Source organism: Streptomyces sp. NPDC104761 (assembly GCF_055583445.1).
This window is the reverse complement of sequence record NZ_JBVJNZ010000015.1, coordinates 54419-76330: the sequence shown is the minus strand read 5'-3', so window position 1 is coordinate 76330 and position 21912 is coordinate 54419. Positions and strand designations below refer to the sequence as shown.

Sequence of the window (21912 nt, the reverse complement as noted above, 5' to 3'; positions counted from 1 at the left end):
CGTTTTTTCTTTCCCCCCTCCCCCGTTCCTGTCTCCTCCTCCCTTTGCCCCCCCCCCCCCCCCCCCCCCACCCGCGCACCCCCCCCCCCCCCCCCCCCCCCCCCCCCCGCCCCCCCCACTTCACCTCGTAGGCCTTCATGTCGAACCGCCTGCCGTCCACCTGGGCACTGATCGCCCGGCCGAGGGTGTTGACCACCAGGACCGTCCTGTCGCTGGCGAGGACGCGCACGTTGGGCACGTCGTCCCGGGCGACGGAGACCGTCTCGTACTTCGTCCCCGGCGGGAAGGACTTCCCGAACCGCGACACCAGGTCGTACATGGGCAGGGCCTGCCCGCCGTCCCCGCTGTCGGTCGTGGACCACAGGCAGCCGGCGCAGTCGCCGCCCTTGCCGTCCTCCGGGTTCCAGTAGAAGCCGGAGTCGGCGCCGCCCCTGACCAGGGCGATCATGCCGGTGGCCTGGACGGCGACCCGGTGGTCCTCGGTCCAGCCGTCGCGTCGGTCCTGGCCGTCGGCGGGCTCCACGTAGTACTCGGCCCACCACAGCGGCAGGTCGTGCGTCCGCCTGCGCACCCATTCACTGACGTAGGTCAGCTTCTCCGTGGCGGCGAACTCGTCCGGCAGCATGTCGTCGTCGTTGGTGTAGCTGGACCCGTCGACGACCACGAAGTCGGCGCCGGCCTTGTGGGTGTTCCAGTAGTCGAAGGCGTCGACGACCCGCTGGTCCATGACGCCCCAGTCACCCTTGAGGGTGGTCGAGGCGTTCTCGGTCTGACGCGGGTCGAAGCTGTCCATGACGAGGTAGGGCCCGCCGACCATGATGTCCTTGTCGACGGCCTTCAGCGCCTTGTAGACGAGGTTGTAGAGCTCGGTGTAGCCCTCGTAGTCCCAGCGGCCCTTCGCGTTGTTCCAGAAGCCCTTGAACTCGTTCCAGACGATGAAGTGCCGTACGTCCGGGTAGCGCCTGGCGACGGTCGCGGCGAGGTCGGCGTAGTCCTGGTAGTGGTCGGGGGTGGGTGCGGTCTCCAGGGCGGCCTGGCTCCAGTCGGTGTTGTCCACCCCGGCCCTGCCGCCCTTCATCCAGTCCGGGGAACAGCACAGGGTGATCACCGGAGTGGCGCCCGACCTGCGCATGAAGTCGACGCGCCGGTCCAGTGCCGCGAAGTCGTAACGCCCCTTCACCGGCTCGGGGTTGTCGGCGCCCCAGCCCATGATCGCCTGGTCCTGCGGCATCCCGGCGTCCTGGGCGAGCCGGTCCTCGACCCGCTCGGTGGCGGTCGCACTGCCCTCGTCGGCGCTGTACTGGGTGTGCGTGAAGCCCCAGCCCACGGACGGCCCGGTGGTGCCCGCCGGGGTGGCGGGGGTGCCGTGCACCTTGTCGCCGTCCCGGGTCGTGCCCGCGGTGCCGGCGCCGCCCCCGGGAAGGGTGCCGACCAGTGTCACGATCAGGGCGAGCGCGGCCACACCCACCCCGAGCAGGGCGGTGAGCCGCCACCGCCGAGCCCCCGAATTCCACCCATGACGTCCCATCAAGGACAACCTTAACGGCGGAAATCGCCCCCCGGGGCAGGTATCGGGGATCGCCCGCCGGGCACCAGGGCGCGGGCGTCCGGGGGGCCGTGCGCATGACCTCTTCGGGATACTCCGGAAGCTCGGTACGCATCCGACACTCCTCTCCCACTTCGGAAAACGGGTGCGCCGCGGGCCCCGGTGACAGATCATGGCGACATGTCTGCCAAGCCGCACGAGACGCTGCCGATCCGGCTCAACGTCGACGACTCCGACTCCCCGTCCGACGTCGTCGACGCGCTGTTCCTCGGCCGCTTCGCGACGGGCGAGCAGCCGTACTCGCACGCGGCCAACATCGACCGGGTGCGGTCCGGGGCGACCCTGCTGCCGAAGGAGGCGCGCGTGCTGCGGGTGGCGCGCGACGACGACCGCAGCGCGACGCTCGCGGAGGGCGAGGGCTGGACCCTGCTCGTCTCCCGCTGGAACCGGGGCGCCGACGTCACCGTCACCGCCACCACCGCCGAACTGGCCGCCAAGGTGCTCAACGAGGCGACGGACGGCGCGGCCGACGAGCCGGAACCGCAGCCGGAGAACGTGACGATGGGCTTCTGGTACGTCTCCCCGCGCCGTGGCCCGCACCGCACCACGCGGCAGATCTCCGCGGGCACCTGGGACGAGGTCCGCGCCAACTACACGGCGCCGGTCGCGGACGCGATGGACCGCCTGATGAAGACGACACCGGAGGACATCGCGGGCCGCCTCCTGCTGCTGCACGGCCCGCCGGGCACCGGCAAGACCTCCGCGCTGCGCACCCTCGCCCGCTCCTGGCGGGACTGGTGCCAGGTGGACTGCGTCCTCGACCCGGAGCGGCTCTTCTCCGACGTCGGCTATCTGATGGACATCGCGATCGGCGAGGAGGACGGCGCCGGCAAGGGCCGCTGGCGGCTCCTGCTCCTGGAGGACTGCGACGAACTGATCCGCGGCGAGGCCAAGCACACGGCCGGGCAGGCGCTGTCCCGCCTGCTCAACCTCACCGACGGCCTGCTCGGGCAGGGCCGCAACGTCCTGGTCGGCGTGACCACCAACGAGGACCTGGAGCGGCTGCACCCCGCGGTGGTCCGCCCCGGCCGTTGCCTGGCCCGGATCGAGGTGGGCGCCCTGACCCACCGCGAGGCGGTGAACTGGCTCGGTACGGAGGAGGGGGTGGGCCGGGACGGGGCGACCCTGGCGGAGCTGTACGCACTGCGCCGGGGCACGGCGCCGACGTCGGTACCGGGGGCGCGGGAGGGCGCGGACGCGGGCTTGTACCTCTAGCCGGTGCTTTGATGGAGGTATGCCCTTCTTCATCGGAACGTCGGGCTGGCAGTATCGGGACTGGCGGGGCGTCCTGTACCCGGCCGACGTGCCCGTGCGCGCGTGGCTGGAGGAGTACGCGGAGCACTTCACCACCGTCGAGCTGAACAACGCGTTCTACCGCCTCCCGACCCGCGAGAACTTCGAGTCCTGGCGGGACCGGGTCCCGCCGGACTTCGTGATCGCGGTCAAGGCGAGCCGCTATCTCACGCACATCAAACGCCTCAAGGAGCCGCAGGAGCCGGTCGACCGGCTGATGACCCACGCGGCGGGCCTCGGCGACCGGCTGGGCCCGGTCCTCCTCCAGCTCCCGCCGACGCTCAGGGCGGACCCGGCACTCCTGGACGCCTGCCTGGCCTGTTTCCCCCGCGGGGTCCGCGTCGCGGTCGAACCCCGGCACGACTCCTGGTGGACGCCGGAGACCCGCGATGTCCTCGGGTCCCGTGGGGCGGCCCTGTGCTGGGCCGACATCCAGGCCCGCCCCATGACCCCGCTCTGGCGTACCACCGACTGGGCCTACGTCCGCTTCCACGAGGGCCGGGCCACCCCCTGGCCGCGCTACGGCCGCCGCTCCCTGGAGACGTGGGTCGACCGCATCGCCACGGCGTACCCCGAGAAGGCCGACGTCTACACGTACTTCAACAACGACCCGGGCGGGGCGGCGGTCCGGGACGCGGTGGCCTTCGGGAGGGCGGCGGAACGGGCGGGACTGACCGTGACGAGGACGCCGGAGCTGAGCACCGGCAGGTGACGCCGTGGTTCCCGTCTCGGGCCGAGCGGAGTACGGCACCGCCGGATGCCGCCGTCGTGGCCGGGCGCCGCGGCGGAAGGGATTGAAGCCCTGGTCGCCGCCGCGGCGGAAAGCGTCGAAGCCCGCCGTCGTCCGTCGTTCCCCCTGGTCCCCTCTTCTCCGGGGCGGCTCTTCCCCCACCTGCTCTTCCCCACCGGCTCTTTTCTGCCCGCCGCAACGGCGATCTGCCAGTACGGCGGAATCCGGCGGTGCCGGGCTCCCCTCAGCCCCCGTACGGCTCCCCTCAGCCCTCCCCGTACGCCGCCCGCAGCGCATCCCGCACCGCGGCCAGCGCCTCCTCCTCGGCCAGCCCCAGCCGGCGCGCCCGCTCGGCGTAGGCCTGGGCGGCCAGCGACGCCTCGCGCTCGGCGGCCGAGCCCGCCGCGGCGACGAACGTGCCGTTGCGCCCGCGCGTCTCGATCACCCCGTCGGTCTCCAGGGCCCGGTACGCCTTGGCCACCGTGTTCACCGCCAGGCCCAGCGACTCGGCCAGCCCCCGCACCGTCGGCAGCCGGTACCCCACCGGCAGCACCCCGCCCCGCGCCTGCTCGGAGATCTGCGCCCGCACCTGCTCGTACGGCGGCGCGCTGTCATCGATGTGGATCTTCAAGGTCACGGCCCGATTCTCCCGTACCGGCCGGAAAATGAGAGGCATCCGGCACACGTCCCGCATAGCGTGCGCCCCATGACAGTGATCGTGCGTGACCTGCGCCCCGAGGTCCGGTCCGACGCCGAGGACTTCGCCCGGGTCAGGCAGCTCGCCCTCCCCTTCATGCTGTTCACCCCGGAGTCCCTGGTCCATGAGCTGACGCACACCCACCCCGCCGCCCGCTTCCGCCAGCTGGTCGCGGAGGAGGACGGCGAGGTCGTCGGCACCGCCCAGGTCGGCCTCGCGCACGAGAGCACGGAGCCGGGCCAGGGCTTCGCCAACGTGTACGTGCATCCGGAGCGCACCGGCCGGGGCGCCGGCACCCTCCTGGCCCGTACGGCGGAGGCGCACCTGTCGGCCGTCGGCGCGCGCACCTCGTACGCCTGGGTCCTGGACGCCCGGTCCAACCGCGCCTTCGCCGAGCGCCGCGGCTACACCGCGAGTCGCTCCGCGCACTTCCTGCGGCTCGACCTCGCGCACGGCGCGCTCCCGCCGCTGCGGACTCCCCCGCCCGGTGTGGAGCTGCGCACCGGCGCCGACTTCGCCGACGACCCGCGCCCGCTCTTCGCTCTCGACGCGGAGACCACGCGGGACGAACCGAGCGACATCGACACGGAGTTCGCCGACTACCGGGCCTGGCTGGACGGGACCTGGCGGCACCCGCTGTTCAGCCGCGAACTGACCTCGGTGGTCCTGGTCGACGGCCGCCCCGCCGCCTTCAGCGCGGCCCGCACCGACGGCGGCACCCGGTACGGCACCGTCATGACCGGCACGGCCCGCGCCTTCCGCGGCCGGGGACTGGCCAAGCTCGCCAAGAACGACTCGCTGCACCGTGCCCGCGCCGCCGGCTTCACGCAGGCGTTCACGGGCAACGACAGCGGCAACGGCCCGATGCTCGCGATCAACAAGTGGTTCGGGTACGACATCTGCGCGACGGAGGTCAGGTATGTCCGCGAACTCGGCTGAGCCGACCGGCACGGTGGACGTCGTGCTGGTCAAGGCGGGCCGCACGAAGATCCGTTACCCCGCCGAGCTGCTGGGCGACGACGGTACCCGGATCGCCGTGCGCGCCCCCTGGGCCGGCGACACGCCCCGCGACTTCGGCTTCGTCCGCTTCGAACAGGGCGATGTATTCACCGAGTTCTACTGGCGGGACCGCTGGTACGCGGTGAAGGAGGTGCGCGCCGCCGACGGCACGCTCAAGGGCTGGTACTGCGACGTCACCCGGCCGGCGACGCTCAGCGGCGGCCGGCTGGTCGTCGAGGACCTCGACCTGGACCTGTGGCGCTCCGCCGACGGTACGGACGTACGCCGCCTGGACGAGGACGAGTTCGCCGAGAGCGGGCTGGCGGCGCGGGATCCGCAGGCCGCGGCGGCGGCCGTGGCCGCGCTCGACTCGCTGGAGGCCCTGGCTCGGGAACCGGATTTCGCCGCTCTGCTGACCTGAAGTCCCCGGGCACCCGCAGACGCCCTCACACCGTCGCCACCACCGCGTACCGCTCGTCGTCCACCTCCTTCCCCCACAGCGCCGTCACCGCGGACAGCGGCTCCACGCGCACGTCCGCGGCGAGCGGCGCGAGGAGGGCGGTGAGCCGGGCGGCGGGTATGCCGACCGGGGTCACGGTCCCCCACACCCCCTCCACCAGCACGAACCGTCCCCCGGGCCGCAGCAGGCCCCGCCAGTGCCGCAGCACGCGCGCGGGGTCGGGCAGCGCCCACAGGACATGCCGGACGAGCACGACGTCGAAGAGCCGCTCGCCCACCGGCGGTGCCGCCGCGTCGCCGAGCAGGAACACCGCGTCACGGCCGGCCAGCTTGGCGCGGGCCCGCTCCACCATCGCCGGGGAGCTGTCGGCCCCGGTGACGCGGTGGCCCTGCTCGGCGGCGAGGAGGGCCAGGCTGCCGGTGCCGCAGCCGAGGTCGAGGACGTCGGCGGGGGGCTCGGGCAGCCACGCCCGCAGCCGCGCCGCCCAGGCCGCGCGGACCTCGGGCACGCCGAGGCCGTGGTCCGGCTCCTCGTCGAACCGGGCCGCCTCGGCATCCCAGTCGACACTCACCGCAACCGTCCGATCACTTTCATTTTTCATGCCCCCAGCGTGACACCCGCCACTGACACTCGATCCGTGTGACAGCGACCACTGACAGACCGCCACCGATGAGGAACTCTCACCAAAAGCGTCTATCTCCGTGACAACGCGGAACCCGGTAGGCACTGAAGGAGGCAGCTATGCGCCGCACTACCGTGCAGAAGCCCCTGAAGAGGTCAGACAGCCGCCGGCTCCGCGAGGAGGCCGACGAGCGCCCCGCCGGACGCCCGGAGGTGCGGAAGGACATCGCACGCACCTGGTGGCCGGACGGCTGACCATGGGCCCTGCCGCGCCCTTCAGTCCAGCCGCTTGCGGTAGTGGATGCGGTCGTACGGCCCGTCCACCCGCCGCTCGACGACTTCGTACCCGTGCTTCGGGTAGATCTCCTGGTTCTCCCACATCAGCGCGTTCGTGTAGAGCCTGACCTCGGGCAGGCCGAGCGCACGCGCGCGTGCGTCCACGAACTCCAGCAGTCGCCGTCCCACTCCCGTGCCACGTGCGTCGGGATGGACGGCGATGCTGTCGAGGAACAGGTGGTCCTGGTGGGCCTCGATGACGACGAGCCCGGTCACCGGCTCCCCGACGACGAACACCCGGCCCGCGGCCACATTCGCCATGTGGTCCGCCTCCATGGGCTGCGGCACCACTCCGATCCGCGCGATGTAGTGGTGATACGCCATGTCGGTCACGGCCTTCACGGCCGGTACGTCGGCCGGCCGGGCAGGCCGGATCTCGTCGTTCGTCATGGCGTGAACGCTAGCTACCTCAGCGCAGTCCGAACACTCCCTTAAGGCGACCATAAGGATCTCCGTCGCCCACTCCCAGCAGGCGATTTCTCGGTTTCCTGGGGCTAGCTTTCTGATCGCCCCCACGGGATCCGGCCCGGCCGAGCCCGGCCCGGCCGAGCCCGCCCCGTCGGTGCCGCGGCGGGCGCCGCGGCGCTGACCCCTCATGGCTCCGGGGCCTGACCGGCGGCTCAGGCCGGACAGGCCCCGGCGGCGTTCGGTTGGGCGGCGGCTCAGCTGAACGCCGACGCACAGCTGGTGGCGGTGGCGTGTGCCGGGTCGAGCGCGTTGGCCACCTCGTGGAAGGCGATCCGGTCGAAGAGCCCGATCGCCACGTGCTCGGAGAGGTCGAGCGAGCAGAGGTCCTGGAGCAGGACGTTGTGGACGTCGGAGCCGCTCAGGTACTGGCTCTGCCAGGGTGTGGCCACCTCGTCGTACTTGGTGGCGATGACCGTGTAGTGCACTCCGGGGACGGTGTCGCCGCCCGCGTTGAGCTTGGTGAGGAAGGCGGAGCCGGGGATCTGGTCGGCGAGGCCGGGGGTGGTGGCCTTGATCAGGTCCGAGGCGCCGGGGAAGTACGGCAGCAGGTTGGTGAGGCCGCTGAGGGTGGCGCCGTGGTTGTCGGGGGCGAGGCCGACGAGGGCGTTCACCTTGTCGGAGCCGCCGAGGAACTTCAGGTAGTAGCGGGGCATCATGCCGCCCTGGGAGTGCCCGACGAGGTCGGCCTTGGCGGCGCCGGTCGCGGCGAGCACTTTGTCTACGAAGGCGGAGAGCTGAGCTGCCGACTGGTCGATGGGGCCGAGGCCGTAGAAGACGGGGACGCCGGACAGCTGGCCGTAGTCGAGGGAGAAGACGCAGTAGCCGCGGTCCTCCAGGTACGGGGCGAGGGAGAGCCAGTTGTCGACGGAGTTGCCGAGGGTGCCGTGGACCAGGATCACCGGGCGCGGGTGGGCGGCGGAGGGGCGGCAGGAGTAGTCGTTCCAGCCGGTGGTGGGGCCACTGGAGGCGTGGGCGGTGGCGGCGGGAACGGTGGCGACGGCGGCGGCGAGGAGCAGCGCGGTCAGGGGTCTGAGCACTCGTTTCCAGGGCAGCATCGGGTGATCTCCTTGCGGCTCAAGGGAGTTACGACGGCCTTACGCCCTGTGATCCGGATCACGAAGGATGCTGTTCACCCATCAAGTTACGGACGAGTAGTGCAAGCGTGAAGTTACGCGTCGGTAAAACTTCCGAGTAACCGGTCGCGCGCCATTCGCCTGATGGGGTGTCACCAGCTGGGCCTGAGGGGACCATAGGGCGCGATACGCGCCAAACAGTCCCACAACACGCGCACTCCACCCTCCCCCAGCACGTCACCCCAGCCCCGGACGACCTCCGCGGCCGCCGCCTCGGCAGCCCGCGTGCACGCCCACCCCCGCTCGGTGAGCACGATCAGCCGCGCCCGCGCGTCCGCGGGGTGCGGCCGGCGCTCGGCATACCCCCTGCGCACGATGTCGTCGACAAGCTGACTCGCCGCCTGCTTGGTCACCCCGAGGTGCGCGGCGAGTTCGGTGACGGTGGCCCCGTCCGGGGCGAGCCGCGAGAAGGCGAAGCCGTGGGCGGGCCGCATCCCTTCGAAGCCACGGGCGACGACCCCGTCGTTGATGCGCTGGGTCAGCTCACCGGCTGCGGCGAGCAGGGCTGCGGACAGGGCCATGGCCTCGGAGTTCTGCACGGAGGAATTGAAACACCGTTGACAGACAGGTCAAGCGGCTTGACCATATAGTCAACCTACTTGATCATACAGCCGGGAGGCACCCGTGCCCGTCGTCCGCTCCGCCGAGGCCACCACCCACGAGATCCACGGCGCCCGCTTCGTCTCCTACGCCACTCCCCGCACCGGCAGCAAGGAACTGTGCGCATGGCGCGGGGAGATACCGGCCGGGACCAGGGCACCCGCCCACACCGTCAACCGGGAGGAGATCCTCCACCTGCTGGTCGGAGAGCTCCTGGTCACCGTCGACGGCCGCACCGACCGTGTCCGGTCCGGCGACACCGTCATCGTCAACCCCGGCGCCACCCTCGCCGTCGAGAACCCGACCGACCACACCGCACTCACCTGGGTCACCACGTCCGTCGGCCTGGAGGCCGAACTGGCCGACGGCAGCCGCATCGTGCCGCCGTGGGCCAACTGACGTACCGGTGACCGGCCTCAGCCCGGATTCGCGGTCGGTTCACCAGGGCCCAGGGCGAGCTGTGCGCAGAGGCAGTACTTGCCTTCAGTGGTGGCGTGTTCGGTGATGTCGGCGAGCCACAGCCGGTTCGGGCCGGTCGCGCTGACGTCACGGCGGACCAGGTCGTCGTGCACCGGCGGGCCGGCTTTCCTGCCCTTGCCACGCTTCTTGCGCGAGCACCCCCACCAGCGGTTGCCCCGGCGGATCAGGGCGAAGCCCTCCGGCAGGCGTGCCGGAGGGCTGGGCGCGGACCTCGCCGACCAGGTGTGCGCCGAGCGGGGCGAGCACCACGCGGGCCGCGCGCACCGGCCCGGCCGGTGTCAGCCGGAGATCTCCTTGCGGCCGGAGCCGACGCCGATGGCGATCTTGCGGGGCTTGGCGCGCTCGGCGATCGGGATGCGCACGGTGAGCACGCCCGCCTCGTAGTCGGCCTGGATGTGCTCGGTGTCCAGGGTGTCGGCCAGCACGATCTGGCGGCAGAAGACGCCGAGCGGCCGTTCCGACAGGTCCATCTGCACGTCGTCGGCCTTCGCCACGGGCCGGCGCTCGGCCTTGACGGTGAGCGTGTTGCGCTCGACGTCGATGTCGATCGCGTCCGCGGTGACGCCGGGGATGTCGAAGGCCACCACGTACTGGCCGCCGTCGCGGTAGGCGTCCATCGGCATCGGGGACGGTCGCGACCAGGTGCCCAGGCCCATCAGCTGCTGCGTCCGCCGGTCCAGCTCACGGAAGTGGTCGGTGCGCATCAACATGGGAAAACACCTCCAGCGGGTTCGGGCAGTTGCTGCCAATGCGCTGCACGGACACCGTTGTAACATGTCATCCAATCGATGACAAACATGATGTCGTCGACCCGATGACCATCCGAGGGAGGTGCTCGTGACCGCAGCCGACCAGCCGTCCACGCCCCGTACGAACGCCCACAGCCCGGCGTCCTTCGTTGCCGCCGCGGCGGCTCTTGCCGCCATAGACGACGCGCTGCGCGATGCCCAGCACGAGATCCCCGACGCCGCCGGCCCCGGTCCCGAGCAGGCGCTGGCCTCCCTGATGCTGCTGCGGCAGGTGCGCGAGCGGCTCGCCGGCTGGGAGACCGGCCTGATCGAGACCGCCCGTGACGCGGGCGCCAGCTGGGCCGACCTCGCCGGCCCCCTCGGCGTCGCCAGCCGCCAGGCCGCCGAACGCCGCTACCTGCGCGGCCGTCCCGGCGCCGTCGGCACCACCGGCGAGCAGCGCGTGACGGCCACCCGCCAGGCCAGAGCCGCCGAACGCACCACCGCCACCTGGGCCCGCGCCAACGCCGCCGACCTGCGCCGCCTCGCCGGACAGATCACCGCGCTCGCCCACCTCGCTCCCGAAGCGCGCTCAGCCCAGGCCGCCCTGCACGCCGCTCTCGGCGCCGCCGACGCCGCCGAGCTCATTGCGCCCCTGACCGGCATGCGTCCCTATCTCGATGCCCGCCACACCGGCCTCGTCGCATCCCTGGACGCCCTCGAAGACCGGCGGACGGCGACAGCCGCCGACGATGACTGACCCCAGCCCGCGTCCGAGTCCGAGTCCGTTCATGACGATCCCACAGAAAGAGACCCACATGGGCAGCAGTGTCGAGACACTGGAATTCCAGGCCGAGACCCGCCAGTTGCTCCGACTGGTGATTCACTCGATCTACTCGAACAAGGACATCTTCCTGCGCGAGCTGATCTCGAACGCCTCCGACGCCCTGGACAAGCTGCGGCTGGAGTCGCTGACCGACTCCCGCCTCACCGAGACCGACACCACCGACCTGCACATCTCGCTCGAGGTCGACAAGGACGCCCGCACCTTGACCGTCCGTGACAACGGGATCGGCATGACCCGGGACGATCTCGTCGAGCTGATCGGCACGATCGCCAAGTCCGGCACCGCCGGCCTGCTGGAGAAGATCAAGGAGGCCAAGGACGCCGCCACCGCCGAGAACCTGATCGGGCAGTTCGGCGTCGGCTTCTACTCGGCGTTCATGGTCGCCGACAAGGTCACCCTGCGCACCCGGCGGGCCGGCACCGACTCCGGCACCCAGTGGGAGTCCGACGGCGAGGGCACCTACGACCTCCAGAACGTCGACGGCCTGCCCGTGGGCACCTCGGTCACCCTGCACCTCAAGCCCGCCGACAGCGAGGACGGGCTCGCCGACTACCTGTCCGAGTCGAAGATCCGCCAGATCGTCAAGCGGTACTCGGACTTCATCCGCTGGCCGATCCGGATGGCCGGCGAGCGCACCGAGGCCGAGGGCGAGACCACCTCCGACGTCGACACGCTCAACTCGATGAAGGCGCTGTGGAGCCGGCCGCGCAGCGAGGTGACCGAGGCCGAGTACCACGAGTTCTACCAGCAGATCAGCCACGACTGGCTGCCCCCGGCCGAGACGATCCACATGCGCGCCGAGGGCACCTTCGAGTACGAGGCGCTGCTGTTCATCCCCTCGCAGGCACCCTTCGACCTGTTCTCCCGCGAGACCAGGCCCGGCGTGCAGCTGTACGTCAAGCGGGTGTTCATCATGGACGACTGCGAAGCGCTCATGCCCAACTACCTGCGCTTCGTCAAGGGTGTCGTGGACGCCCACGACCTGTCGCTGAACGTCTCCCGCGAGATCCTCCAGCACGACCGGCAGATCCGCGGCGTACGCCGGCGCCTGGTCAAGAAGGTCCTCGGCGCCCTCAAGGACATGCAGTCCAAGGACGCCGAGCGCTACGCCAAGGTGTGGGCGCAGTTCGGCCGGGCGCTGAAGGAAGGCCTGCTCGAGGACACGGACAACACCGAGACCCTGCTGGAGCTGCTGTCGGCCGCCTCCACCCACGACCCGGAGAAGACCACCACGCTGCGCGAGTACGTCGAGCGCATGAAGGACGGCCAGGACACCATCTACTACCTGACCGGCGAGAGCCGCGCGACGGTGGAGAACTCCCCGCACATGGAAGCCTTCGCCGCCAAGGGCTACGAGGTCCTCATCCTCACCGACCCCGTCGACGAGGTGTGGGTGGACCAGATTCCGGCCTTCGACGGTCACCGTCTGCAGTCCATCGCCAAGGGCCAGGTCGATCTCGACGAGTCCGCCGACGGCGGCCAGGAAACCGACGCCGAGAAGGCCCAGCGCGAACAGGACTTCGCCGCCCTGCTTCCGTGGCTGACCACCACCCTGTCCGAGCAGGTCAAGCAGGTCCGCCTGTCCTCACGCCTGACCACCTCGGCGGCCTGCATCGTCGGTGACGCCCACGACGTGACGCCGACCCTGGAGAAGATGTACCGGGCGATGGGCCAGCAGATACCCCCGGTCAAGCGGATCCTGGAACTCAACCCCGCACACCCGCTGATCAACGCCCTGCGCACAGCACACGCCGCGGGCGCCGACGACCCGGCACTGGCGGAGATCGCCGAACTGATCTACGGCAGCGCGCTGCTCGCCGAAGGGGGCGACCTGCCCGACCCGGCCCGCTTCACCCGGCTGCTCACCGACCGCCTGGCCCGCACCCTGTAGCCACGGGGCGGCCCGGCACCGGCGAAGCGCCCGTGCCGGGCCGAGGGGTGATGCCGGTGCCGTTGAACGTGATGTCGAGCCGCCCGTAGGCGTCGACGGCGTGGTCGACGGGCGATGTCGCATGCGGCGGTCACAACTGGGTCTGGCCGCCGTTGACCTCGTAGACGGAGCCGGTGACGAAGGACGCCTCGTCCGACAGCAGGAAGGCCGCGACGGCGGCGACCTCGTCCACGGTGCCGGGGCGCTTCATCGCGGTCTTGTCGGCGATGACCTTGCGCACCTCTGCGGGCAGGGCCTGCGCCGACGGTGCGTCGATCGGGCCGGGCGCGATCGCGTTGACCCGGACGCCACGCCGGGCGTACTCGACGGCTGCGCTGCGGGTCAGGCCGACGATCCCGTGCTTGGAGGCTGCGTAGGCGGGGCGTCCCGCGTGGGCCATCACACCGGCGGTGGAGGCCATGTTGAGGATGGCGCCGCCGCCGCTCTCGACGAAGTGGGCCAGCTCGGCCTTCATGCAGAAGAACGTGCCGGTCAGGTTGGTCCCGATGACGTCGAGCCAGTCCTGCGGGTCGACCTCGTGGGTGTCGGTCGGTGCGGGGGTGATGCCCGCGTTGTTGAAGGCGAAGTCCAGGCGGCCGTAGGTGTGCACCGCGAACGCGACGAGCTCCTCGGCCGCCTCGAAGGTGGAGATGTCCGCCGTGAACGCGGTGGCCTGCCCTCCCTCGGCGGTGATCTCCTTCGCGACTCGTTCGGCCTCGTCGGCACTGCGGTCCGAGACGACGATCTTCGCGCCCTCGCGGGCCAGCCGCTTGGCTCCCGCCTCGCCCAGGCCGGAGCCGGCACCGGTGACGATTCCTGCCTTGCCGTCGAGTGACATGACGTCCTCCTTGGTGATGGTTGCTGTCGGTGAGTCAGTGGGCGGGGGCCAGGACCGTGAACACCGCTCCGGTGGGGTCACCGAGCACCGCGATGACGCCGTGATCGGTCGCGGTGGCCGGCATCAGCGCGGTGGCGCCGAGGTGGACGGCGGCGTCGGCCGTCTGCGCGGCGTCGGCCACGGGCGGGCGGTCCGCGCCGAGATCGCGGCCAAGGCGATGCAGCTGTTCCTGGCTCAGGGGTTCGAGGAGACGACGGTCAAAGAGGTCGCAGCCTCGGTGGGGATGTCCGTCCGGAGCCTGTTCCGGTACTTCGACACCAAGGAAGACCTGGTGATCGGCGGGCTCGTCGAACTCGGACACGACGTCGCCGCGGCCTTGGAACTCCGACCGGCCGACGAGGATCCGTGGACCGCGCTGCGGCAGGCGCTCAAGGTGTGCGTCGACTCGCTGGAAGGCGACGAAGTCGGCTTGCGTCGGGCGAAGTTGCTCGCCACCACTCCCTCACTGCGTACGGCCATGTTCGAGAAGCATCTGCGCTGGCAGCAGTTGCTGGTTCCGCACATCGCGCACCGCCTGCGTGCAGCCTCTGGACAGGCGCAGGCCGAGGCGCTGCCGGCGCGTGCGCTGGTCTCGGCAGCCCTGAGCTGCCTCGACGTCGCGGCGGTGGTGTGGACCGAGGACGAGGGCGGCCGGCCGTTGACGAACCTGGTCGACGACGCGTTCGCTGCCGTGCGTCCGCCGTCGCGACTCCCGCGGATGCCGGCCTGAGCGACGACAACGGCCTCAGCGCCGAAGTCGTCCGCCGGGTCCGGGCCTGCCGCGGCTTGCCGAGGCAACCGGGTACCCGTTGAGTTCCTGGTGCAAGCGGTCAGTCCGCCAGGGCGGCCGGCCGTACAGCCTCTGGCCCGAAACGCCGGCGGGCGCGGTCCGCGGCGGCTTCGGCGGCGTGGGCGCGGGCGTCGCCGGGGTCCAGGGAGAGCTGCCGGTAGGCGCTGCCGGCCGGCCGGAGCCCGTCGGCACGGATCGCGAAGGCCCGGGCCCTTGCGCGCTGCAGCCCGAGGGAGGCCAGCAGCCCCAGGGCCGTCGCGGCGAGGGCCGGAGAGTGGTGGGTGGGTTCCGGCAGGGCACGTGTGCGGGTGGTGGAGCTGCGGTCGGCGTACCGCACCGTGAGAGTGAGCCGGTCGGCGACCTGGCCCTCGCCACGCAGCCTTTGGCCGATCCGGTCGGCGAGCCCCAGGACGGCCCGGTGGTGCTGGGCGGGATCGAGGGAGTCCCGTTCCAGTACGAGGTCGGCGGCCAGGTGCGCTGCCGGTTCCGAGGGGACGACCGGGCGGGGGTCGCGGCCGCGGGCGCGCTCGGCCAGCAGCCGGGCGGGGCCCGCGCCGAGAAGCCGCTGCAGAGTCCCCGCCGGCAGGTCGACGATCTGGCCGATGGTGTGCAGGCCGTATCTGCCGAGCGTGTCCGCCGTGGCGCGGCCGATCCCCGGCAGCGCGGTGACCGGCCGCGGGTACAGCCAGTCGGCGGCGTCGGCGGTGGGCACCCAGGTGGTCTCCCCCGGCGCGGACGCGTCGGCCGCCATCGCCGCGAGCATGCGGTTGCCCGCGAGCCCGGCACTGCTGTCGATGCCGTAGAGGGCCTTCAACCTCATCTTCGCCAACTGGACCACGTCGTACGGGGACAGGTCGAAGTACCGGAGCGCCGACGTCAGGTCCAGCTGGACGGCGTTGGGCGGCACGGCTTGGACGTGAGGCGTGATACCAGACACCAGTTCGATTACATCGGCGTACTGATCCTCGTTCAGTGAGGTGTGCAGGTAAAGGTGGGCGATGTGCCGCTGCCGTGTACGCGTCCCGCTCATCCCGCGCTCCCCGGGCTTCGGTGGCCGAACTTCTTCAGGTCCGCCGAGCGGGTGCCGGCGGGCTGGAGGTCGGCGTACGGGTGCAGCCGGGCTCCTGTCGTGCCGTTGGCCAGGGTGCGGTGCGGCTGGGCGGGGGTCGGGTTCGGACGGCTCCTGCCCAGGAGGGCGAGGGCGGCCTCGGGACCGTTGTCGCGGCGGGCCGCGGCGATCTCGTCCAGGTCCCAGGCCATCGTCCCGACGACGGTACGACGGGTACCGCGCACCTGGACCGTGCCACGGACCAGGAGCAGCCCGCTGTGGAAGACCGTGTACGCGCAGGCCGGGTGGGAGTCCTCGAAGAACGCCAGGTCGACCAGCCCGGACCCGTCCTCCAGTGTGACGAAGATGATCCGCCTGCCGCTCGCGATCGGCGGGGTCTGGGTGGAGGCCCGTACCCCGGCGACCAGGACCTGCTGACCGGCGCGCATCCCTGCCAGGTGCGCCGCGTCGGTCGCGCCGATCTCGCGCAGCAGCCGGTGGTGGTGCTCCATCAGGTGCCGGGAGACGTCGATGCCCAGCGTGCTCAACTCGGCGCTGAGAGCCTCGCGGCCGGTCATCTCCGGCAGACCGCTCGGTTCCGGCCCGCCGACCGCGCCCGCGTCGATGGGCAGCTGGCCCGCACCGGCGGACCGGTTGCGGGACTGGCGGTGCAACTCGGCGATCTGGAGCAGCAGGTCGCGGCGGGTGAGGCGGCCGTCGTGCAGGCCGTTCAGGGCACCGATCTCGGCGAGACGTTCGGCGACCGGCCTGCTGGGGTGGGCCCGCTGCCAGAAGTCGGACAGCGATCCGTACGGCTGCCCCGCCTCGATCCGGGCGCACTCCGCCTCACTGATGCCGCGCACCCCGGACAGCGCGAGGCGTACGCCCCACCGGTCTCCGTCGGCCTTCTCCACGGTGTGTTTCACGCGAGAGTTGTTGATGTCGACGGGCAGGACGGGCACCCCACCCCGGCGGGCGTCGGCGACCAGGACCCGCTTGGGCCACATCCCGGGGTCGTGTTCGAGGAGGCCGGCCAGCAGGAACGCCGGGTAGTGCGCCTTGAGCCAGGCGCTCTGCAACGCGGGCACGGCGAAGGCGACCGCGTGGGCCCGGCAGAAGCCGTACGCGCCGAAGGCCTCGACGGTCTTCCACACCTCGTCCCGCACGGCCGCGCTGTAGCCACGCGCACCGGCCCGTTCGTGGAACCAGTCCCTGATCCTGGGCAGTTGCTCCTTGTCGCCGAGCGCCCGCCGGGTGATCTCCCCGAAGGCCCGGTCGCAGCCGGTCAGCACCCGCAGCGTCTCGATGATCTGCTCGTGCCAGATGGTCACGCCGTAGGTGTCGGAGAGGACCGGCTCGAGGTCCGGGTGGGCGTAGCCGGGTGCGCCGCCGTGCCGGGCGGCGATGTACCGCTCGGGCATGCCGCCCGCGACCGGTCCGGGACGGAAGAGGCTGATGTCCGCGATGACGTCCTGCACGTCACGGGGCTGGAGCCGGGACAGCAGGTCCTGCTGTCCTGGTGACTCCAGCTGGAACAGGCCCAGGGTCTGGCTGGCCTGGATGAGCTTGAAGGCGAAGACGTCGTCGAGCGGCACCTGCCCGGGGTCGTCCAGGTCGATGCGGTTGCCGGTGGTCCGTTCGATCTCCGTGACCGCGTGGGCCATCGCGGACTGCATCCGCACGCCCAGGACGTCGAGCTTGATGTTGCCCAGCGCCTCGATCTCCTCCTTCGCGGCCATGGCCATGGGGTAGTCGCCCTGCGGGGTGGGCTGCACCGGCAGCCGGTCCAGGAGGGTGGCGTCACTGATGACCACGCCGCAGGGGTGCATGGCCATGCCGTGGACCAGGGAGTCGAGGCCCTCGGCGAGCTCCCACAACGGCCCGTAGCGGGATGCCTCGGCGGCCAGTTGCCGCAGTTCGGGCAGTTCGGCGAGGGCGCCGGTGATGTCGCAGGCGCGCAGGTGCGGGAAGCTCTTGGCGATCCGGTCCACGTCCGCGGGCGGGATACCCAACGCGAGACCGGTGTCACGAAGCGCCCGGCGCGCCCGGTAGGTCTCGGGCATCGCGGTGACCGCCACCCGCTCCTTCCCGAAGCGTTCGAAGATCGTGTCGTAGCACTCCAGGCGGCGGGCGGACTCCACGTCGATGTCGATGTCGGGCAGTGACTCCCGGCGCCTGCTGAGGAAGCGTTCGAACAGCAGGCTGTGGTCGAGCGGGTTGGCGGTGGCGATGTCCAGGGCGTGGCAGACCAGGGAGCCGGCACCGGAGCCGCGGGCCGCGACCCGGATGCCCCTGGCCCGGATGTCGGCGACGACCTGGGCCACGGCGAGGAAGTACGCGTCGTAGTTCCAGTGGGAGATGACGGCGAGCTCCTCGTCCAGCCGGGCGCGCGCCTCCCGGTCGCGGTCGAGGCCGCGCCGGGCCAGGCCGGCCTCGCTGCGCAGGCGGAGCAGCCGGGCCGCGCCACCGGCTCCGGGCTCGGCGCCGAAGAGCGACGGCTCGGGAAGGTGCGGGGTGCCGAGGCCGAGGTCCGCCTTCGGATCGACGGTGCACGCGTCCGCGGTGGCGGCGGTGTCCGCCAGCAGCCGGCGGGCCCGGCGGGGGTCCGCTCCGGCGCAGTCGGTGATCATGCGGGCGACGGCCGCCATCCCCCTCTCGTCCCTGAGCCAGCGCTGTCCGCTGTCCAGCCGGCGCCGGTCGATCGGACGCAACAGCCGGGCGGCGTCCAGGACGTCGGCGAGGCGGTGCTGTTCGGGGTCGGCGTAGCGGACGGCGTTGGAGAGCACGGCGGTGGTGCCGGTGCGGTCGGCCAGGGCGAGGGTGCGGGCGGCCAGACGCAGGGATCCCGGATCCGTGCCGGAACGTTTCTGCGCGACGGCTTCCAATCGAACATCCCTCCCGAAGATCTCCTGCCAGGGCGCCAGCAGCTTCACCGCGACGTCCTCCCGGCCCACCGAAAGCGCCCGTACCGGCTCCGAGAGCGGGCCGAGCAGCACGGTGAGACCGGGGCCGCCATGCTCGCGCAGCGCCTCCCACGGCACCACCGGCGGCGTGCCGGACACGGCGCCGACGTGGGCGGCCGACGTGATCCGGCACAGCCGGGCCCAGCCCGTCCGGTCCTGGGCGAGCAGCACGAACCGCAGCGGCGGCTCGGCCACGTGCGCACCGCCGCGCGCCGGGGTGCGGGGCCGCGGGGCGGGCGGCGGGGGCGCCAGGGCCGCCACCGCGAGGTCGATGCCGAAGACCGGCCGGACCCCCTCCTTCGCACACGCCTGCGCGAATCGAACAGCCCCGGTGACCGTGTCCCGGTCGGTGAGCGCGAGCGCGGACATGCCCCGCTCCGCCGCCCGCTGGGCGAGTTGCTCGGGATGGGAGGCGCCGTAGCGGGCGGAGTAACCGGACGCGACGTGCAGATGGGCGAAGCCCGTCATGCCGCACCTCCATCACTCCACCCCTTTTCAGCCATACACCAGATACGCCCGATATGTTCATCGTACTCTCGTTCGATTACTCTAACCCCATCAGCCCCGGTCAGCGACCCTGAATCGAACATGCAAACGATTCTTTGGGGGGACGGGCCGGGAGGGGCGACGACCGGAACGGGCAGCGTCCTGTCAGTTCCTCGGCGCGCTGGCACAGTTGGCCAGAGCCGCTGCCACAGCGAGAAAAAGCCGCCGCCATGACGCACCCCTGACGGCCGTTCGGCACCCACGAGGAGAACCCACGAGGAGAGACGCGCTCTCGCATCCGCGTCCAATGGAGCACTCTCCGTAACGGCCACGGGGTGGTCCGGCCGTCCCGGGGGCGCGTCCGACGGCGGAGCACGACGAAGGCCCTGCCCCCGCGCAGGGACAGGGCCTCGCCGGAACACGGCGCGTGTCCGGCCGATCTAGGTATTGGTGGGTGTCAGCCGGCCCGGACGCCAGGGCTGTCAGCCGATCCGGACGCCAGGGCCGTCAGCCGATCCGGACACGTCCGGACACCGGGGGCCGTCAGCCGATCTGGGCCCCCGTCGCCGACAGCGCCTCCGTCACCGGCTGGAAGAACGTCTCGCCGCCGGAGGTGCAGTCGCCGCTGCCGCCCGAGGTCAGGCCGATCGCGTTGCTGCCCGAGAAGAGCGAACCGCCGCTGTCACCGGGCTCGGCGCACACGTCGGTCTGGATGAGTCCGCTCACCGTGCCCTCGGAGTAGTTCACGGTGGCGTTGAGGCCGGTGACCGTGCCGTCGTGGACCTGGGTGGTGGAGCCGCTGCGGGTCACCTTCATGCCGACGGTGGCCTCGGCCGCGCCGGTGATCTGCTGGGCGGAGCCGTTGTAGAGGTCGACCTCGCTCGGGTGGGCCACGCCCGAGGTGTACTTGACCAGCCCGAAGTCGTTGCCGGGGAAGCTGGACCGGGCGTTCTGGCCGATCACGGTCCCGGAGGAGTCCGACCAGGTGGAGATGGCCTGGGTGCAGTGTCCGGCGGTCAGGAAGTACGGCTGGCCGTCCTTGACCACGTTGAAGCCGAGCGAACAGCGGCCGCCCGAGCCGGTGATCGCGTCGCCGCCGGCGATGAAGGGCTTGAACTCCCCCTTCGAGTGACGGAGTTCGACCTTCCCGCCGAGTCCGTCGACGACCTTGGTGAGTTTGGCCAGCTCGGCCCCGGTGACCGTCCGGTCGGCGGTGACGACGACCTTGTTGCCGACCGGGTCGGTCGCCCACGAGGTGCCGGGGATGGTCGCGTCCTGCTTCAGGGTGGTGCGTGCGCCGTCGAGTTCGGCGAGGGAGTTGGCGACGAGTCTCGCCTTGGCCCCGGCCGCCTCGACTGCCTTGGCGGCGGTGTCGTCGACCACGTTGACGACGAGGTTCTTCGAGCGGGCGTCGTAGTAGGTGCCCGCAGCGTCGGTGCCGAGGTCGGCGACGAGTGTCGAGGCGAGCTTTCCGGCCGCGGGAGCGGACAGGATCTGCGGTGCGGCGGTCCTGGCGGGCTCGCTCGCGTTCGCACTCTGGAAGGTCACTCCGGCGGCGATGAGCGCGGCGACACCCGCGCCGGCGAGCGCCGCCCGGCGCCGGGGTATGCGTCGGTGCTTCAACTCATGTCCTCCTGTGGGGGGTCGGCGCGCAAGGTTGTGGGGACCTCGAAGGCCGGAAGGCTGGTTGACGGCCGCCTACTATTCCGAGACCCACAGGGAGCACACAAGGTCGACTTCAGGTCTCGTGTGCGCGGATGTTGTGCGCCCCCTGTGCGCGGATCGTGCCCGGCCGCCGGTCACCCCGGGAGGATTCGCACTGCAAACACCGCGTGCGAGCGACGGGCGGCCGACCGTGGCGTCCGTCGGCGCCCTCCTCCGGCTATCCCTGGCCGGAATTCGCCCCCGCCGCCCCTTCGGTCCCGCCGGCACCATCGGCCCCGGCCGCCGGGGGCAGTTGCTGCTGCGCCCGCTCCAGGAACCTCAGCAGCTCCACCGGGAACGGCAGCACCAGCGTCGAGTTCTTCTCGGCGGCGACCGCCACCACCGTCTGCAGCAGCCGCAGCTGGAGCGCGGCGGGCTGCTCCGACATCTCCTTCGCCGCCTCCGCGAGCTTCTTGGACGCCTGCAGTTCGGCGTCGGCGTTGATGACGCGGGCCCGGCGCTCCCGGTCGGCCTCGGCCTGCCGGGCCATGGACCGCTTCATGGTCTCGGGCAGCGAGACGTCCTTGATCTCGACGCGGTCGATGGTGACGCCCCACTCCACGGCCGGGCTGTCGATCATCAGCTCCAGGCCCTGGTTGAGCTTCTCCCGGTTGGACAGCAGGTCGTCCAGCTCGCTCTTGCCGATGATGGAGCGCAGCGAGGTCTGCGCCATCTGCGAGACGGCGAACCGGTAGTCCTCGACCCGGACCACCGCCTCGGCGGGCGCGGTCACCTTGAAGTAGACGACGGCGTCGACGCGTACGGTCACGTTGTCCCGGGTGATGCCCTCCTGCGCGGGCACCGGCATCGTGACGATCTGCATGTTGACCTTCTGGAGCCGGTCCACGAACGGGACGATCATGGTGAACCCGGGCTCGCGCACCTCCGGTCGCAGCCGGCCGAGGCGGAACACCACACCCCGTTCGTACTGCCTGACGACCCGTGCCGCGGCCAGCGCGTAGACCGCTCCGGCGGACACGAGAGCGGCCCCGGCCGCCACCAACGCCTCGACCATGCCGACCCCCAGGGGGTGACTCCAATGGTCCTTCGACGGTAACTCCGGCACCCCGTCAAAAGGGAGCCCCCGCACGCCGGTTGCGTACGGGGGCCCACCGG

At 71.5% G+C, this 21912-nt stretch carries 20 protein-coding genes and 2 pseudogenes; 9 read left to right on the top strand and 13 right to left on the bottom strand.

Annotated features, from left to right (window positions below):
- Positions 1–1528 (bottom strand): GH39 family glycosyl hydrolase (locus ACZ63F_RS33665; protein ID WP_469716937.1); only part of this gene is annotated, 1528 nt, incomplete at its 3' end.
- A gap of 198 nt (positions 1529–1726) precedes the next feature.
- On the opposite strand from ACZ63F_RS33665, the gene ACZ63F_RS33660 reads away from it, so the two are divergent.
- Positions 1727–2821, top strand: coding sequence for a DUF5925 domain-containing protein (locus ACZ63F_RS33660; RefSeq protein ID WP_388716080.1), 1095 nt, complete (start codon positions 1727–1729; stop codon positions 2819–2821).
- Positions 2822–2840: 19 nt separating this feature from the next.
- Positions 2841–3611, top strand: coding sequence for a DUF72 domain-containing protein (locus ACZ63F_RS33655; RefSeq protein WP_469716935.1), 771 nt, complete (start codon positions 2841–2843; stop codon positions 3609–3611).
- Positions 3612–3894: 283 nt separating this feature from the next.
- Here the strand turns inward: ACZ63F_RS33655 and ACZ63F_RS33650 are convergent, their stop codons facing one another.
- Positions 3895–4266, bottom strand: a complete 372-nt coding sequence (locus tag ACZ63F_RS33650) for a GntR family transcriptional regulator (RefSeq protein WP_388599607.1) — start codon at positions 4264–4266, stop codon at positions 3895–3897.
- A 69-nt stretch (positions 4267–4335) separates the two neighbouring features.
- Here ACZ63F_RS33650 and ACZ63F_RS33645 point away from each other — a divergent pair, with 69 nt between their 5' ends.
- Both ACZ63F_RS33645 and ACZ63F_RS33640 read left to right on the top strand, forming a co-directional pair.
- Positions 4336–5265, top strand: a complete 930-nt coding sequence (locus ACZ63F_RS33645) for a GNAT family N-acetyltransferase (RefSeq protein WP_469716933.1) — start codon at positions 4336–4338, stop codon at positions 5263–5265.
- The gene (locus ACZ63F_RS33640; protein ID WP_352362151.1) at positions 5246–5746 is read left to right on the top strand and encodes a ribonuclease FAU-1 family protein; all 501 of its coding nucleotides are present in this window, start codon (positions 5246–5248) and stop codon (positions 5744–5746) included. The genes ACZ63F_RS33645 and ACZ63F_RS33640 overlap by 20 nt, the downstream gene beginning before the upstream one ends.
- 25 nt (positions 5747–5771) lie before the next feature.
- Here the strand turns inward: ACZ63F_RS33640 and ACZ63F_RS33635 are convergent, their stop codons facing one another.
- The gene (locus ACZ63F_RS33635) at positions 5772–6386 is read right to left on the bottom strand and encodes a class I SAM-dependent methyltransferase (protein WP_469716930.1); all 615 of its coding nucleotides are present in this window, start codon (positions 6384–6386) and stop codon (positions 5772–5774) included.
- Positions 6387–6526: 140 nt separating this feature from the next.
- On the opposite strand from ACZ63F_RS33635, the gene ACZ63F_RS33630 reads away from it, so the two are divergent.
- The gene (locus ACZ63F_RS33630; protein ID WP_469716928.1) at positions 6527–6661 is read left to right on the top strand and encodes a hypothetical protein; all 135 of its coding nucleotides are present in this window, start codon (positions 6527–6529) and stop codon (positions 6659–6661) included.
- A 21-nt stretch (positions 6662–6682) separates the two neighbouring features.
- Here the strand turns inward: ACZ63F_RS33630 and ACZ63F_RS33625 are convergent, their stop codons facing one another.
- The 3 genes from ACZ63F_RS33625 to ACZ63F_RS33615 all read right to left on the bottom strand — a co-directional run bounded on the left by ACZ63F_RS33625 (position 6683) and on the right by ACZ63F_RS33615 (position 8882).
- On the bottom strand, positions 6683–7132 hold the full coding sequence (locus tag ACZ63F_RS33625; RefSeq protein ID WP_469716926.1) for a GNAT family N-acetyltransferase: 450 nt from the start codon (positions 7130–7132) through the stop codon (positions 6683–6685).
- A 272-nt stretch (positions 7133–7404) separates the two neighbouring features.
- Complete coding sequence (locus ACZ63F_RS33620; protein ID WP_469716924.1) at positions 7405–8265, bottom strand: esterase/lipase family protein; 861 nt, start codon at positions 8263–8265, stop codon at positions 7405–7407.
- A gap of 170 nt (positions 8266–8435) precedes the next feature.
- On the bottom strand, positions 8436–8882 hold the full coding sequence (locus ACZ63F_RS33615) for a MarR family winged helix-turn-helix transcriptional regulator (RefSeq protein WP_469716921.1): 447 nt from the start codon (positions 8880–8882) through the stop codon (positions 8436–8438).
- Between the two features lie 85 nt (positions 8883–8967).
- On the opposite strand from ACZ63F_RS33615, the gene ACZ63F_RS33610 reads away from it, so the two are divergent.
- Positions 8968–9342 carry a cupin domain-containing protein gene (locus ACZ63F_RS33610; RefSeq protein WP_469716919.1) on the top strand — a complete coding sequence of 125 codons (375 nt, stop codon included), beginning with the start codon at positions 8968–8970 and terminating at the stop codon, positions 9340–9342.
- Positions 9343–9404: 62 nt separating this feature from the next.
- Here the strand turns inward: ACZ63F_RS33610 and ACZ63F_RS33605 are convergent.
- Both ACZ63F_RS33605 and ACZ63F_RS33600 read right to left on the bottom strand, forming a co-directional pair.
- Positions 9405–9566, bottom strand: a pseudogene (locus ACZ63F_RS33605) (IS3 family transposase); the annotation flags it as partial.
- 135 nt (positions 9567–9701) lie between these two features.
- On the bottom strand, positions 9702–10133 hold the full coding sequence (locus ACZ63F_RS33600) for an Hsp20/alpha crystallin family protein (protein ID WP_469716917.1): 432 nt from the start codon (positions 10131–10133) through the stop codon (positions 9702–9704).
- A 127-nt stretch (positions 10134–10260) separates the two neighbouring features.
- On the opposite strand from ACZ63F_RS33600, the gene ACZ63F_RS33595 reads away from it, so the two are divergent.
- Positions 10261–10911 (top strand): type III effector protein, encoded by a 651-nt coding sequence (locus ACZ63F_RS33595; RefSeq protein ID WP_469716915.1) that lies wholly within the window; start codon positions 10261–10263, stop codon positions 10909–10911.
- A gap of 58 nt (positions 10912–10969) precedes the next feature.
- Positions 10970–12889 (top strand): molecular chaperone HtpG, encoded by a 1920-nt coding sequence (gene htpG / locus ACZ63F_RS33590; protein WP_469716913.1) that lies wholly within the window; start codon positions 10970–10972, stop codon positions 12887–12889.
- Positions 12890–13019: 130 nt separating this feature from the next.
- Here the strand turns inward: htpG and ACZ63F_RS33585 are convergent, their stop codons facing one another.
- Complete coding sequence (locus ACZ63F_RS33585) at positions 13020–13766, bottom strand: SDR family NAD(P)-dependent oxidoreductase (RefSeq protein WP_469716911.1); 747 nt, start codon at positions 13764–13766, stop codon at positions 13020–13022.
- Here ACZ63F_RS33585 and ACZ63F_RS33580 point away from each other — a divergent pair.
- The gene (locus ACZ63F_RS33580) at positions 13765–14535 is read left to right on the top strand and encodes a TetR/AcrR family transcriptional regulator (RefSeq protein ID WP_469716909.1); all 771 of its coding nucleotides are present in this window, start codon (positions 13765–13767) and stop codon (positions 14533–14535) included. The genes ACZ63F_RS33585 and ACZ63F_RS33580 overlap by 2 nt on opposite strands.
- A gap of 100 nt (positions 14536–14635) precedes the next feature.
- On the opposite strand, the gene ACZ63F_RS33575 is transcribed toward ACZ63F_RS33580, so the two are convergent.
- The 4 genes and pseudogenes from ACZ63F_RS33575 to ACZ63F_RS33560 form a co-directional block, all read right to left on the bottom strand.
- Positions 14636–15625: a DNA polymerase Y family protein gene (locus ACZ63F_RS33575; RefSeq protein WP_469716907.1), complete on the bottom strand. Its 990-nt coding sequence runs from the start codon at positions 15623–15625 to the stop codon at positions 14636–14638.
- Positions 15622–19074, bottom strand: coding sequence for a DNA polymerase III subunit alpha (locus ACZ63F_RS33570; RefSeq protein WP_469716904.1), 3453 nt, complete (start codon positions 19072–19074; stop codon positions 15622–15624). Before ACZ63F_RS33570 ends, ACZ63F_RS33575 begins: the two co-directional genes overlap by 4 nt.
- 561 nt (positions 19075–19635) lie before the next feature.
- Entirely contained in the window at positions 19636–20715 is a 1080-nt protein-coding gene (locus tag ACZ63F_RS33565) for a S1 family peptidase (RefSeq protein ID WP_469716902.1), read from the bottom strand.
- A gap of 262 nt (positions 20716–20977) precedes the next feature.
- Positions 20978–21811 (bottom strand): annotated as a pseudogene (locus ACZ63F_RS33560) (slipin family protein); the annotation flags it as partial.
- Positions 21812–21912: the final 101 nt, after the last annotated feature.

What these genes read in the sequence shown, in the direction of transcription:
- ACZ63F_RS33660 (WP_388716080.1), top strand. Translation starts at nt 1,727, where the DNA reads ATGTCTGCCAAGCCGCACGAGACGCTGCCGATCCGGCTCAACGTCGAC.
- ACZ63F_RS33655 (WP_469716935.1), top strand. Translation starts at nt 2,841, where the DNA reads ATGCCCTTCTTCATCGGAACGTCGGGCTGGCAGTATCGGGACTGGCGG.
- ACZ63F_RS33645 (WP_469716933.1), top strand. Translation starts at nt 4,336, where the DNA reads ATGACAGTGATCGTGCGTGACCTGCGCCCCGAGGTCCGGTCCGACGCC.
- ACZ63F_RS33640 (WP_352362151.1), top strand. Translation starts at nt 5,246, where the DNA reads ATGTCCGCGAACTCGGCTGAGCCGACCGGCACGGTGGACGTCGTGCTG.
- ACZ63F_RS33635 (WP_469716930.1), bottom strand. Translation starts at nt 6,386, where the DNA reads ATGAAAAATGAAAGTGATCGGACGGTTGCGGTGAGTGTCGACTGGGAT.
- ACZ63F_RS33630 (WP_469716928.1), top strand. Translation starts at nt 6,527, where the DNA reads ATGCGCCGCACTACCGTGCAGAAGCCCCTGAAGAGGTCAGACAGCCGC.
- ACZ63F_RS33625 (WP_469716926.1), bottom strand. Translation starts at nt 7,132, where the DNA reads ATGACGAACGACGAGATCCGGCCTGCCCGGCCGGCCGACGTACCGGCC.
- ACZ63F_RS33620 (WP_469716924.1), bottom strand. Translation starts at nt 8,265, where the DNA reads ATGCTGCCCTGGAAACGAGTGCTCAGACCCCTGACCGCGCTGCTCCTC.
- ACZ63F_RS33600 (WP_469716917.1), bottom strand. Translation starts at nt 10,133, where the DNA reads ATGTTGATGCGCACCGACCACTTCCGTGAGCTGGACCGGCGGACGCAG.
- htpG (WP_469716913.1), top strand. Translation starts at nt 10,970, where the DNA reads ATGGGCAGCAGTGTCGAGACACTGGAATTCCAGGCCGAGACCCGCCAG.
- ACZ63F_RS33580 (WP_469716909.1), top strand. Translation starts at nt 13,765, where the DNA reads ATGACGTCCTCCTTGGTGATGGTTGCTGTCGGTGAGTCAGTGGGCGGG.
- ACZ63F_RS33585 (WP_469716911.1), bottom strand. Translation starts at nt 13,766, where the DNA reads ATGTCACTCGACGGCAAGGCAGGAATCGTCACCGGTGCCGGCTCCGGC.
- ACZ63F_RS33575 (WP_469716907.1), bottom strand. Translation starts at nt 15,625, where the DNA reads ATGAGCGGGACGCGTACACGGCAGCGGCACATCGCCCACCTTTACCTG.
- ACZ63F_RS33570 (WP_469716904.1), bottom strand. Translation starts at nt 19,074, where the DNA reads ATGACGGGCTTCGCCCATCTGCACGTCGCGTCCGGTTACTCCGCCCGC.